The sequence below is a fragment of the Dyadobacter sp. SG02 genome, assembly GCF_900109045.1.
In the GTDB taxonomy this organism is placed as follows: domain Bacteria; phylum Bacteroidota; class Bacteroidia; order Cytophagales; family Spirosomataceae; genus Dyadobacter.
The window spans coordinates 628,645-642,135 of the sequence record NZ_FNYL01000001.1 but is presented as its reverse complement, the minus strand read 5'-3'; the positions used below and the strand labels follow the sequence as shown (position 1 = coordinate 642,135).

At 50.2% G+C, this 13,491-nt stretch carries 8 protein-coding genes; 6 read left to right on the top strand and 2 right to left on the bottom strand.

Annotated features, from left to right (window positions below; translation table 11 throughout):
* The first annotated feature begins 3 nt into the window (after positions 1-3).
* The 5 genes from BMW93_RS02705 to BMW93_RS02685 all read left to right on the top strand — a co-directional run bounded on the left by BMW93_RS02705 (position 4) and on the right by BMW93_RS02685 (position 7,992).
* A complete protein-coding gene (locus tag BMW93_RS02705; RefSeq protein WP_090373634.1) occupies positions 4-1,110 on the top strand; it encodes an Mrp/NBP35 family ATP-binding protein in 1,107 nt (368 codons plus the stop codon).
* A 68-nt stretch (positions 1,111-1,178) separates the two neighbouring features.
* On the top strand, positions 1,179-1,436 hold the full coding sequence (locus tag BMW93_RS02700; protein ID WP_090373633.1) for a NifU family protein: 258 nt from the start codon (positions 1,179-1,181) through the stop codon (positions 1,434-1,436).
* Between the two features lie 161 nt (positions 1,437-1,597).
* Positions 1,598-3,298 carry a D-alanine--D-alanine ligase gene (locus tag BMW93_RS02695; protein WP_090373632.1) on the top strand — a complete coding sequence of 567 codons (1,701 nt, stop codon included), beginning with the start codon at positions 1,598-1,600 and terminating at the stop codon, positions 3,296-3,298.
* Between the two features lie 191 nt (positions 3,299-3,489).
* Positions 3,490-6,180: an MGH1-like glycoside hydrolase domain-containing protein gene (locus tag BMW93_RS02690; RefSeq protein WP_090373631.1), complete on the top strand. Its 2,691-nt coding sequence runs from the start codon at positions 3,490-3,492 to the stop codon at positions 6,178-6,180.
* A gap of 48 nt (positions 6,181-6,228) precedes the next feature.
* Positions 6,229-7,992 (top strand): phospho-sugar mutase, encoded by a 1,764-nt coding sequence (locus BMW93_RS02685; protein ID WP_090373630.1) that lies wholly within the window; start codon positions 6,229-6,231, stop codon positions 7,990-7,992.
* A gap of 54 nt (positions 7,993-8,046) precedes the next feature.
* Here BMW93_RS02685 and BMW93_RS02680 read toward each other — a convergent pair whose 3' ends face one another.
* Both BMW93_RS02680 and BMW93_RS02675 read right to left on the bottom strand, forming a co-directional pair.
* On the bottom strand, positions 8,047-9,801 hold the full coding sequence (locus BMW93_RS02680) for a M56 family metallopeptidase (RefSeq protein ID WP_090373629.1): 1,755 nt from the start codon (positions 9,799-9,801) through the stop codon (positions 8,047-8,049).
* Between the two features lie 33 nt (positions 9,802-9,834).
* Entirely contained in the window at positions 9,835-10,203 is a 369-nt protein-coding gene (locus tag BMW93_RS02675; RefSeq protein ID WP_090373628.1) for a BlaI/MecI/CopY family transcriptional regulator, read from the bottom strand.
* A gap of 167 nt (positions 10,204-10,370) precedes the next feature.
* On the opposite strand from BMW93_RS02675, the gene BMW93_RS02670 reads away from it, so the two are divergent.
* Entirely contained in the window at positions 10,371-13,487 is a 3,117-nt protein-coding gene (locus tag BMW93_RS02670) for a SusC/RagA family TonB-linked outer membrane protein (RefSeq protein ID WP_090373627.1), read from the top strand.
* Positions 13,488-13,491: the final 4 nt, after the last annotated feature.

Sequence of the window (13,491 nt, the reverse complement as noted above, 5' to 3'; positions counted from 1 at the left end):
ATAATGGGAGAATTTACAATTAATAAGGAAAAAGTATTGCAGGCGTTGAGTACTGTGGAAGAGCCCGATCTCAAAAAGGATCTGGTGACGCTCGGTATGATCCAGGATATAGAAATTGGTGTAAACCAGGTTCGGTTTACGGTAGTGCTTACAACCCCCGCTTGCCCTCTTAAAGAACTGATCAAAAAGAATTGCGAGAATGCGATCCATGAGCATCTGAGCCCGGAGGTGGAGGTTATTATCAAGCTTACTGCTAACGTAACCACGACTCGTCATACAGGCCCCCTGATTCCCGGTGTGAAAAACGTGATCGCTATCTCGTCCGGCAAGGGTGGGGTAGGGAAATCGACGGTTACCGCCAACCTCGCGATGGCATTGCACCGCTCGGGTGCGAAAGTAGGGATTATCGATGCGGATATTTCAGGTCCGTCGATCCCGGTGATGTTTGGTGCGGAGAATATGCAGCCTACGATTACGCCGAAAGACGGTAAAAATTATATCAACCCGATCCGCCAGTACGGCATCAAAATGATGTCGATCGGCTTTCTGACGCCGCCGGATAGCGCGGTAGTTTGGCGGGGACCGATGGCGAGCCAGGCATTGCGCCAGTTTTTTGGCGATACCGACTGGGGCGATCTGGATTACCTGCTTATTGACTTGCCTCCTGGCACGAGCGACATTCACCTGACATTGGTACAAACGGTTCCGGTAACAGGTGCCGTAGTGGTAACAACCCCTCAGAAAGTGGCCTTGTCCGATGCAATCAAAGGTTTGTCGATGTTCAAACAGCCGCAAATCAATGTGCCTATATTAGGTGTGATTGAAAATATGGCCTGGTTCACGCCGGAGGAGCTGCCCGACCACAAATACCATATTTTCGGGAAAGGAGGCGGACAAGCGTTGGCCGACAAGTTTGAAGTACCTCTGATCGGACAGATTCCGTTGGTACAAAGCATTCGCGAGGCAGGCGACGATGGCCGTCCGGCGGTGATGGATACCAATCCGATCGTGAACGAAGCGTTTATGGATGCGGCGGAAGCGTTGGCACAGCAGATTGCAATCCGGAACGCGTCGCGCGAAAAAACCAAAGCGGTTGAAATCCAGGTTTAGCAGTTAGTAACTGAATGATTTGATTTTTTGGATATAATCTTGCATCTTAGCAGACAGACTTTTTAACAATGGATTCAAAAGAAAAAACCATAGAATTGATCGAGCAGGCGCTCGAAACGGTGCGTCCTTACCTGCATGCAGACGGAGGTGATGTGAAATTTGTGGAGTTGACGGACGACCTGACTGTGAAACTGGAACTGCAGGGTTCCTGCCAGAGCTGCCCGATGAGCGCTATGACGTTCCGCGCTGGGCTGGAAGAATCGATTCGCAAAGCGGTGCCTTACATTAATAAGGTTGTTTCCTCCAACGTGCCTGAGCTGGCATAACAGCAGAAAAAAATATCGAATATTGGTCAAAAGCAGTTTCCTGAACGGGAAGCTGCTTTTTGCGTTTTAATCCGTGCGGTAAATAGCCAGAAATTGATTCCTCCCGATTAGTCGCTTATATTGCGGGCATCATTGGAATGCATTAATCAGGAATAGTAAACATGCGTATCGGAATTTTTTTTGGAGGCCCTTCCCGCGAACGGGAGATATCATTTGCAGGTGGTAAAACAGCATTTGAATACCTCGATAAGTCACTTTTTGAGCCGGTACCGGTTTTTGTAGATAGTTTCGGCAGGTTTATACTGTTGCAAAAGGAATTGATGTATTCGTCCGAGATCCGGGAGTTCTACCCCGCGCCGGGCATTCAAAAAGACGGTTTTAAGACTTACATTGAATCTTTCCCCGAACTGGCGGCGGCAGGCGTTTCCGCCGAAACCGGTAAGCTAATTTCCCCCGTCGAATTCAAAGAATATTTCGATTTCGCGTTCCTGGCCATGCATGGCCCCGACTGCGAGGATGGCGCGATCCAGGGCCTGTTGGAATGGTATAAAATTCCGTATAGCGGTCCCGGTTTGATGGGCTCCGCGGTTGGAATTGATAAGATATTACAAAATGAAATGATCGCCCTCGTAAACGGGCAGGAGAAGAAAAGCTGGACGCTCAAATACAGCCAGTGGGTACCGAAAGACTATCCCTTGCTTTTCCAGGTTTTGAAGAAGCATCTGGGCTTGCCGCTGGTGATTAAGGCCCCGCACCAGGGCTCGTCGATCGGCGTTGCCATTGTGAAGGACGATTCGCTCGAAGAGTTCGTATCTGCCGTAAACCAGTGCTTTTTCCAGATTGAACTTAATGCAGAAACCTGGAAAGAATTGGATGAGGCTGAAAAACTGGCCTGGGGACAGAAAATCGCTAACCTCGACGAAGGCATCGGTTTTCCTGTGATTTTAAATGGTAAGACGATCTACCATCCTACGACATTGATCAGCGAGCTGGAAATCTACTTTTCAGAAGGTAATAATCACGCAATGCTGAGCAGTTCCAATGCGGAAGATCAGGTGCTGGTCGAAGAATTTGTGAACGGGCAGGAGTTTTCCTGCGGCTGCATTCAGTTCGATGACGGTTCGCCGCTCGCATTGCCGCCAAGCGAGGTGATCAAAATGGTGAAGGTATTTGATTTTAATGCAAAATATAAGCCCGGCGCCAGCCGCAAGCGCATTCCGGTCGATACTACACTTGAAAAGAACCAGGAAATCCAGCAGATGATCGCTGCCACGTTTCAGCAACTGGGCATCAACGCCTGCGTACGGATCGACGGTTTCCTCACCGAAAACGGCACCATTCTGCTCCACGACCCGAATACGATCCCCGGAATGTCGCCTACCTCATTCATTTTCAAACAAATGGCTGAAATAGGTTTGAATGTAACCCAGGCATTGACCTACCTCGTGCGCCAGTCGCTTCGCGAGCGTATACGTACGGGCAAGCATACATGGGCGCTGCGCGCATTGCTCGAAAAGCTCGACGAGCGCATCACTACCAATTTAGCTACTGAAAAACCGATAGAACACGTCGTTTTTGACGCTACCGACGAAGCTTATGTAGAAGCAAGGCGCCGTTACGGCCTGCTGAATGCCAGCGGAAAGGTAACCCCGGTGCCGGTGATTAAAGCCGGCGACGGCCAGTTTTATCAACTGCCCAATCCACTGATGTTCAAGGAATACGTTTCGGATGTGGAAGAATTGCTGCATGCCGAACGCCATCCGTTACTCGTCGAAACGTCGGACAAAGCGGCAACCCTTACCCGTTTCTATGCGGGCGAGGTTTCCTACGACATTACGCGTATGGCCGATCCCGCATTGTAGTAGTAAGTATTCGACAGTAACATATTTCGGCTCATTATGAGTCGTTTAGATGGCGTTTTGTAGCTGTCGAAAACCTTTTGCCGCATTGTTAAATTTTTTCAATTTTCTTCCGGTTTCTGGTGTTTTTGAAAACCGGTTTTCTAAATTGGGTAATTATTGAAATTCATTCCTTTCGAAAAATTGACGGATTAATGGCACAAGGAGCTGAAAAAGTTAGGTTAAGTCTTCAAAAGGAAAACAAGGGATGGAAGAAATGGGGGCCTTACCTGTCGGAGCGCCAATGGGGCACGGTAAGGGAGGATTATAGCGGAAATGGCGATGCCTGGAACTATATTACCCATGAAATGGCCCTCTCCAAAGCATATCGCTGGGGCGAAGACGGGATCGGTGGTTTTTCTGATAACAAGCAACATATATGTCTGTCTTTCGGGTTCTGGAACCATAAGGACAAAATATTGAAAGAGCGGATTTTCGGTCTCACCAACCGGGAGTCGAATCACGGGGAGGATGTAAAGGAAATGTATTATTACCTCGACAGCACGCCTACGCATTCGTACACCAAAATGCTCTACAAATACCCGCAGCAGCCATTTCCGTATGACAAGCTGCGTCAGGAAAACGGGCGCCGGGGCAAACAGGACCCGGAATACGAGATCATGGACACGGGTGTGTTCGAAAACGACGAGTATTTCGATATTTTCATCGAGCACGCCAAGGCCGACGAGGAGGATATCCTGATGAAAGTGACGGTTTTCAACCGGGGTAAGGATGATGCGCCGATCACCGTATTGCCGCAAATCATGTTCCGGAACACCTGGTCGTGGGGCTACGAGGCATTCAACTACAAGCCGATCATGAACGGTATTTCCAACCGCTTGATCGAAGTAACACACCGGAAACACGGGAAATACAACCTTTACCTGGATGGCGCGGACGAACTGCTGTTTTGCGAGAACGAGACGAACTTCAAGAAACTTTATGGTACGGCCAACAATACGGCTTATCCGAAAGACGGGATCAACGACTACATCGTAAGCGGACAGAAATCGAATACAGTTAACCCGAATAATATCGGTACAAAAGCCGCTGCCCGTTTTACCAAAACGATTAAAGGTGGTGAAAGCGCAACGTTCCGTCTGAGGTTCGTCAATCACTCCATTTCGGAGCCATTCGGTGGTTTTGAGGACTTTTTCAATAAAAGGATCCGCGAAGCAGACGAGTTTTACGACGATTTGCAGCGCGACGTAGCCGACAGCGACCTCCGCTCTATCCAGCGGCAATCGTACGCCGGGATGCTTTGGAGCAAGCAGTTCTATTATTACAATGTATATGAATGGCTGAAAGGCGACCCGGCGCAACCGGGCCCGAACCAGGGACGTAAATGGGGCCGTAACTCGGGTTGGAAGCATCTCTATGCCGCCAATATCATTTCAATGCCTGATAAATGGGAATACCCGTGGTTTGCCGCCTGGGATTTAGCTTTCCATTGCGTACCGCTGGCAAGGGTGGATGCCGATTTTGCCAAAAGGCAACTCGAAATCCTTCTGCGCGAGTATTACATGCACCCGAACGGGCAGATACCCGCGTACGAGTGGAATTTCTCCGACGTTAACCCGCCGGTACACGGCTGGGCGACCTGGAAAGTGTACGAGATCGACCGGGAACAGAACAATGGAGTAGGGGATATCGAGTTTTTGGAAAAAATATTCCACAAACTGCTACTCAACTTCACCTGGTGGGTCAACCAGAAAGACGATACGGGTAACAATATTTTCAGTGGCGGTTTCCTCGGTCTTGATAACATCGGCGTTTTCGACCGCTCTACACCCATGCCGTTCGGCGGTAAGCTGCAACAGGCAGATGCGACGGGCTGGATGGCGATGTATACGCTGAATATGCTACGTATTTCAGTGGAAATAGCATTGGTACACGGCGTTTACCAGGATATGGCTTCCAAATTCTTCGAGCACTTTCTGCATATCGCAGGCGCTATGGAGTCGATCGGCGGTAAAAGCTCGTCGATCAGCCTTTGGGATGAGGAAGACCAGTTCTATTACGACGTAATCCACATTCCGAACGGGCAGAGCATTCTCCTGAAAGTGCGCTCGATCGTTGGGTTGATACCACTTTTTGCAGTGGAAATCCTTGATCCGCAAAATCTGGATAAGCTGCCGGTTTTCAAGCGACGCGTGGAATGGGTATTGGCTAACCGTCCGGACCTGGCGAGGCTGATTTCGCGGTGGTTCGAATCCGGGAAGGGTGAAAACAGGCTGCTTTCGATCCTGCGCGGGCACCGGATGAAGATGATCATGAAACGGATGCTCGACGAAAGCGAGTTCCTGTCGGATTACGGCGTGCGGGCATTGTCCAAATACCACGAAGAGAATCCGTACAAATTTTATATCAACGGTGAGGTTTTGCAGGTCGATTACACGCCTGCCGAGGCGCTGACCGACATTATGGGCGGTAACTCCAACTGGCGCGGGCCGATCTGGTTCCCGCTCAATTACCTCATTTTTGACTCATTGATGAAATTCCACACCTATTACGGGGAGGATTTTATGATCGAATACCCGACCAATTCCGGTAACCTTACTACAATCAAGGAAGCTGCGTTGGCCATTGCATGTCGCCTGATCGATATTTTCAAAAAAGATTCGGAAGGAAGGCGTGCGGTGTACGGGCAGGATGAGAAAATGCAGAAGGACCCTAATTTTAACGACCACGTTCTGTTTTACGAATATTTCCACGGCGACAACGGTCGCGGGTGCGGGGCGAGCCACCAGACGGGTTGGACGGGCCTCGTAGCCGAGCTGATCCACAAAACGGCGAAAGAATCATATTCGGCCGTCGAGAAGGAGGCGGAGGAAATTGAAAAGTAAGAACGTACATACATTTTAATTCTCTTAATTAATTCTATTTAACTGATTATGACTGCAAAATTGGAACCGAATGTGATGACCAAAGTGAGCAGCTGGCTCAACGGTGATTATGATATCGATACGAAACAATCCATTCAACAACTGATCGATGAAGGCAACGATACTGAACTGACGGATGCGTTTTACAAAGACCTTGAATTCGGAACAGGCGGTTTGAGGGGCCTTATTGGCATTGGTTCCAATCGTATGAACCGCTACACGGTAGGTACGGCTACGCAGGGATTGGCAAATTACCTCAACCAGGCGTTCCCGAACGAGGAAAAAAGCGTGGCGGTAGCGTACGACAGCCGTATTAAATCGGACGAATTCGCGAAGATAATCGCGGACATATTCTCGGCGAACGGCATTTCGGTGTACCTTTTCGAAGGCCTGCGCCCTACGCCCGAGCTTTCATTCGCGATCCGTTTGCTGGGTTGCAAAAGTGGTGTAGTGGTAACTGCTTCACACAATCCGAAAGAATACAACGGCTACAAAGCCTATTGGAACGACGGATCGCAGGTGGTAGCGCCGCACGATACCAACATTATCAATGAAGTAAATGCGATCACGTCGATCGATCAGGTGAAATTTGACGGCGATGCCTCGAAAATTACCAAAATCGGTACCGAGGTGGACGAAAAATATATCGATCACATCCTCTCGCTTTCGATTTCGAAAGGTGCATTGGAGCGCCAGAAAGACCTTAAAATCGTTTACACGCCTTTGCACGGAACCGGCGTGACGCTGGTGCCGCAATTGCTGGCCAAAATGGGTTTTGAAGCGGTAACCCTGATCGAAGAGCAGGCGGAACCGAAAGGTAACGGACAGTTCCCGACGGTCGTTTATCCAAACCCGGAAGAAAGCGAGGCAATGTCCAAAGCCGTTGAAAAGGCGAAAGAAATTGATGCGGACCTGGTAATGGGTACCGACCCCGATTCCGACCGGGTGGGTATCGCCGTGAAAAACCACCATGGTGAAATCCAGCTGCTGAACGGAAACCAGACCGCCAGCGTGCTTATTTACTATCTCCTGAATGCGTGGAAAGACGCTGGTAAGCTCACCGGGACGCAGTTTGTGTGTAAAACCATCGTTACGACCGACCTGATCGACAAAATGGCGGCGGCTTACGATGTGAAATGCTATAACACACTTACCGGCTTTAAATACATTGCACAGGTAATCCGCGAGAAAGAAGGCCAGGAGCAGTTCATCGGCGGCGGCGAGGAAAGCTACGGCTACCTGATCGGCGACGCGGTGCGCGACAAGGACGCGATCGCTTCCTGCGCGATGATCGCCGAACTGACGGCCTATGCCAAAGACAAGGGCCTGAGCCTTTTCGATATGTTGATGGAAATCTACAAACAGTTCGGTTTCTATTACGAAGGGCTGATCTCGCTGACCAAAAAGGGCAAATCAGGTGCCGATGAAATCCAGCAAATGATGGCCGATTTCCGTGCCAATCCTCCTAAAACCATCGCCGGATCGCCGGTCGTGAGAATGGATGATTACAAAGCATTGACCACAACCGATTTCAAATCGGGTAACACTGTTGCCATTCCATCGGGCGAAATGGGTATCGAATCTTCGAACGTATTGCAATTCTTCACCGAGGACGGCACGAAATTCACCTGCCGCCCATCCGGTACCGAACCGAAAATCAAGTTCTACGTAGGCGTGCGTGCTACGCTGGAAAAGAACGAGGATTTCGACAGCGTTTATGCTTCGTTGAAAGACAAAGTAAAAGCAATCGGCGAGGAGCTGAATTTGAAATAGTAGCTTATAATTGATTAGTATAACGCGAAGGCGGCTCATTCGGGCCGCCTTCTGCTATTTGGTATAAATGAAATAATACTTTTTGCCGCCCCTTATTTCTGTCACGCTGACTTTCTCAACCTGATCGATCGGAAAGGCATTTAGTTCGTCGCGTGTTGCAGGCCGAGTGTTCAAATAGAATTCGGAGTTATCGGCGTTGTAAGGAACTTTCAATGTGTTTTGAAGTGATTTGCCGATTCCTTCCCGCTCGAAAAGTTTATCTGAAAGCATTTTTCGAGGATAAACGGCATTGGTGCCCGGCTTGTTGAGATTTTGTTTGAATTTATGTTCGAAGTACGCTACCTCATTTTTTTTCTTGATCATCATAGCTTTTTCCACGTCACTTTTCAAGTCATTGATAAGTGGTACTGGTGGCAACTGGCCCATCCCAATGCCGTCTTTGCGGATATAGCCGGAGTAACCTTCAAAAGGTGTGTACTCATCGCTCCCTGCCCGTGAGCCGGAACCGGAAGAGCCCCCTTTGCTACTTCTCGTCAGAACTGATACCGAGCTAATAAATTCTTGCAAAGGATCGAATTGAAGCTTATTCACTGTCAGCTCCGCGCCAAATTCATGGACGACGTTTCTCAATGCATTAATGTCGTCCCAAGTCATCATGGGCGTGATCGCCCAGTATAATGTGTCATTCCGAAGTAAAACTCCCTTCACCTTCGGTTCCTGTTCGGTCTGAATAGTATCGATGGCTGGCAACGCGTCATTTTCTTTTTTCTGCGGCTCGGGAGCTTTCTTCTGTTCGCCCGGATTTTCGGTCGAATCCTTTTTAGCAGGTTCTGCTACAATTACTTCTCCTATCAACGGCTTCACAAGCGGCTGGATCACTTCCGGCGCCAGCTCCACGATCAGCTCGCGATAAGGCGCCACAAATGCCGACGAAATGTAGATCAATGCAAGCACGGCCGCATATTTACCCCAGGCCATATAATGCGAAGGTTTCCGGTTCATCATTTTAATGCGCTTTTTGAGAAGCGATTGGGCAAAGGAGTTCGTGAGCGGTAATTCCCGTGTTTGCATTAATGCATTCAGCAAATTGTATTGATATTGTTTTTTCTCAAACCCATTGTTCAGCACGGCGCGATCTGCCAGGTATTCGAGGTTTTGCTGAACAAGCCTTTGATGAATCCAGGAAAATGGGTTAAACCAAAGGCAAATCTTCTGGATTTCCGCCAGCAGCAGGTCGGCGCTATGCCATTGTCGCGCATGTTCGGCTTCGTGGGCAAGGATATTGCAGAGCTCGTGGTGAGAATGTTTGGATGAATCCAGAATAATCCATTTGAAAAAAGAAAAAGGCGACGCGCCCGTCACATGAACAATGGAAGTGCCGTCGGGATATTCCTCATGGCGACTTCTCGCAACCACGAGGGCCAGGCGGCCGATCTGGAAAAGGAAATAGACCGCCATCACCATCAGGCCCGAGAAGTAAATGGCGCTGATCCAATCGGCGGCAGTCATTTTTGATGCCGCCGATTCGGCCGACGCATTATAGGGCTGTGACTGAATCGTCGCGATCGGCTGCATGAGCGCAGGAAGCTTATCCACCACTTTCGGAATGCTGTGGTGAAATTCGCTCTGCACTTCGACAGGTCCCCAGCTGGGCAGGCTGATCAATGGTAATGTCCACGCAGCGAAGACATTGAGCCATAATAACACGCGGTTGAGTTTCGAGAATGTTTCAAACTGGATCAGCCAGCGATAGGCTAATGTGAGCACGGCCAGCACGAGGCTGACTTTCATGAGGTAAGGGATCAGCATAAAGTCGGCGGATTAATGTGTTACATCAAAACTCTACTCTCCTTCTTCGATCATCCGGATGATCTCGCGCAGATCGTCCGGGGTCACTTTCTCCTGCTTCGCGAAATAGGCCACGAGGTCTTTGTAAGAATCATTGAAATACCCTCCAACGACCTTGCCCAGTACAAAATGGTTCTGGTAATCCTCCTGCTTCACGACCGGGAAATATTCATACGTGTTCCCGAACTGCCGGTGCGATACATAACCTTTTTCTTCCAGATTCCGGATAATGGTCGAAACGGTATTGTAATGCAGCCTCGGTTCGATGAAAAGCGGAAGCATGTCTTTCACGAATGCAGCGCCGAGCTTCCAAAGCACTTGCATTACTTCCTCTTCCTTGTTGGTGAGCTTTTCAAGTTCCATGCCGTAAATATGTAAACTATTTTTATAGTTAACAAACTATTTTTCTAGTAATTGTGCCGCAGGCTAACTCATATGTTACCTTTTGTTGTCTTATTGGGACTTAAAGTGATATTTTTTAAAGAATGGATAGTAAATTACATTTATCATATAACGACACCTAACTAATTATGATGGAAAAATTACTTCACAACAACCTGATGTTGCTGTGCCTGTTGGCAGTATTCTGCCGGAATGTCGCGCAGGCGCAAGATGGGTCGGTGGCTGGTAAAGTCACGGACAAGGACGGAATTGAAATTCCCGGTGTAAGTGTGAGTGCCAAGGGGACATCCCATGGCACTTTGACCGATGCGAATGGAAGGTATTCGATTTATGTTGACCCGGGTACGGTACTCGTTTTCAGCTTCATCGGTTTTAAAAAGCAAGAGATAACCCGCGGAGGCGAGAGCACGCTGAATGTGCAAATGGAAGCCGACGTAGCAATGCTGGACGAGGTGGTAGTGACCGCGCTCGGGCAAACGCAGGAAAAGCGGGCAATCGGTTACTCGGTGCAATCGATCCGTTCCGATGAAATCAGGGAATCGGGCAATCCGAATATGGTGGGAGCATTGCAGGGCAAGATTGCCGGCGCGGTGATCACCGGTTCGGGTGGAGCGCCAGGGGCAGGGGTGAATATCATCCTCAGGGGCATTACCTCGCTCAGCGGGAGCGCCGATAACCAGCCCCTGTTTGTGATCGACGGCATTATCATCAGCAATGCCACCACCGCCGGAAGCCCGCTGCCCAGTGCAGGCTCCGCTTCACCCGGCGCCTCCGAGCAGTTTGCGAATACCAACCGCGCTGCCGACATTAATCCCGACGACGTCGAAAGCATTTCTGTCCTGAAAGGTCCTGCCGCAACGGCACTTTATGGTTTGCGCGCTTCCAATGGGGCCATTATCATTACCACCAAACGCGGTAAGTCGGGTAAGCTGAATGTTTCGGTATCGCTGTCGGGCGGTGTGGATGTGCTGGGCAAATCGCCCGACATACAGACGCGCTTCCTGCAAGGGCGGTTCGGAGAGTTCATTTCACCGACCGAAGTGCGCCAGCGGACGCCCTATCAATCGTTCGGGCCGTCGGTGATCGGCAACACCACCGACCGTATCTACGACAACTTCCGTGGCTTTTACCAGACCGGCTTTCGCACCAACAACAATATCAGCCTGACCAAAGGAAGCGAAAAGGGGAGCATTTACGTCTCCGCAGGCCATAACTATCAGCAGGGCATTGTTCCGGCCACGCATTTCGAAAGGACTTCCGCCAAAATCGCCGGTACCTATAATTTCACGAAACGCTTTTCAGCCTCGGGTTCATTCAACTACATCCGATCCGGTGGAAAACGCCCGCCGGCCGGCGACAAATCGATATTCAGCGCATTATCCTACTGGCCGAATACTTACGACGTAAACGATTACCTGAACCCCGACGGGTCGTACAAAAACCTGCTGCCCGGTTTTACGGATAACCCGGTTTACCTCGTCAAGAAGAGCCCGCGGATCGATGCCGTGAACCGGTACATCGCGGATTTGACATTGAACTACAACATTACCGACTGGCTTTCCGCCAAATACCAGATCACGATGGACGCCTTCAACGAGCGCCGGAAGCGGCAGGTCGACAGTACTTTCGATGTCGGCACCGCGGTGAAGGGCTTTTTGATCAAGGAAAATATCAATTACCGCGAAATCAACTCCAATTTATATGTGACGGCCACGAAGCAGCTCAACGAAAGCTGGAATGGCTCGCTGATGGTCGGCAACTCGGTGGTAGGCAGCAAGCGGCCCGATAGTTATTATGAACGTGGCGAAGGCTGGAAAGCACCGTTTACCGACGAGATCAGCAGCTACCGGAACCAGCAAAAGCGCTTCTACTCGCCGCTCGAATACCGGATCGTGAGCTTCTTCGCGGATGCCAAGCTGAGTTACAAGGACGTGCTTTACCTGAATGCCACCGGCCGGAACGACATCGTTTCCACGTTGCCGAAAGCGAATAACTCGTTCTTTTACCCTTCATTCAGCGCCGGGTATATTTTTACCGAAAACCTGCCCAAAAACAATATCCTCAGCTACGGAAAGTTGCGAGCGTCGTGGGCGCAGGTAGGCAAGGGCACGGACCCGTACGTGATAGGCGTGTATTACGAGCTCGCGGATAACTTCCCATTCGGAAATACGGTGCCGGGATACATCCGCCGCTCCACCACCGCTGCGGATAATCTCAAACCCGAGCGCACCACTTCCATCGAATTCGGTACCGAGCTGCGCTTTTTCAGCAACCGGCTCATGCTCGACGCCACCTATTTCACGATGGACAGCAAGGACCAGATCGTCCGGGCGCCCGTCTCGAATGTGTCGGGGTATTCATTTTACTATACCAATATCGGTTTGATCCGTAACAAGGGCATCGAGTTACTGGCCACTTTCAAGCCGGTGACCACGGCCCGGTTCACCTGGGATATGTCATTGAATTTTACCAAAATGTCAGGAAAGGTGATCGAAATGCCGGACGAGCTTGAAGAAATCTCCTATTTCGATAACGGCAGTCGCGGTGTACTCAAAGTGCGCGAGGGTAGCAAGCTCGGCGAACTGTGGGGCCTCGATTACCTGCGCGCGCCGGACGGTCAGCTGCTCATTCAATCGAATGGTTTCCCACTTACCAGCCAGGTAACCGTGCCCTGGGGCAATGCATTGCCTGACTGGACAGCCGGCCTCACCAACACTTTCAATTACCGAGGATTAAGCCTCTCGTTCCTGCTCGAATGGCGGCAGGGCGGCGATGTGGTCGATCTCGGCGAACGCAACGCATTTCGCTCGGGGTCGATCGGGATTACCGAACGGCGTTACGAGCGGGTGGTATTCAAAGGAGTAGTGGAGCAAAAGGGCGCCGACAACTCGGTGACCTACGTGCCGAATACCAAGTCGGTCGTACTCGACGACGCATTCTATAACCCCTCGACGGCGCGTTACATGGGCAATTCGGCGCAGTTCAATATCCAGGACGGCTCGTGGTTCCGGTTGCGGACCGTGGGCCTGTCGTACTCGATTCCCAAAGCGGCATTGGCCAAAACGGTGTTCAAAGGCGGCGTGCGGTTCAATTTTACGGGTACCAACCTGTTTTTGAATACCCCTTTCCGCGGGTATGATCCGGAAGCCCTCACATTTGGCTCGGGTACCAATATCATCGGTTTTGTGGGGCGGAATAATCCGGCTACACGCAGTTTTCAGTTGGGTGTCAATGTTAATTTCTAGGAAA

Coding starts and splice junctions, on each gene's coding strand:
- BMW93_RS02705 (WP_090373634.1), top strand. CDS start 4: ATGGGAGAATTTACAATTAATAAGGAAAAAGTATTGCAGGCGTTGAGT.
- BMW93_RS02700 (WP_090373633.1), top strand. CDS start 1,179: ATGGATTCAAAAGAAAAAACCATAGAATTGATCGAGCAGGCGCTCGAA.
- BMW93_RS02695 (WP_090373632.1), top strand. CDS start 1,598: ATGCGTATCGGAATTTTTTTTGGAGGCCCTTCCCGCGAACGGGAGATA.
- BMW93_RS02690 (WP_090373631.1), top strand. CDS start 3,490: ATGGCACAAGGAGCTGAAAAAGTTAGGTTAAGTCTTCAAAAGGAAAAC.
- BMW93_RS02685 (WP_090373630.1), top strand. CDS start 6,229: ATGACTGCAAAATTGGAACCGAATGTGATGACCAAAGTGAGCAGCTGG.
- BMW93_RS02680 (WP_090373629.1), bottom strand. CDS start 9,801: ATGCTGATCCCTTACCTCATGAAAGTCAGCCTCGTGCTGGCCGTGCTC.
- BMW93_RS02675 (WP_090373628.1), bottom strand. CDS start 10,203: ATGGAACTTGAAAAGCTCACCAACAAGGAAGAGGAAGTAATGCAAGTG.
- BMW93_RS02670 (WP_090373627.1), top strand. CDS start 10,371: ATGATGGAAAAATTACTTCACAACAACCTGATGTTGCTGTGCCTGTTG.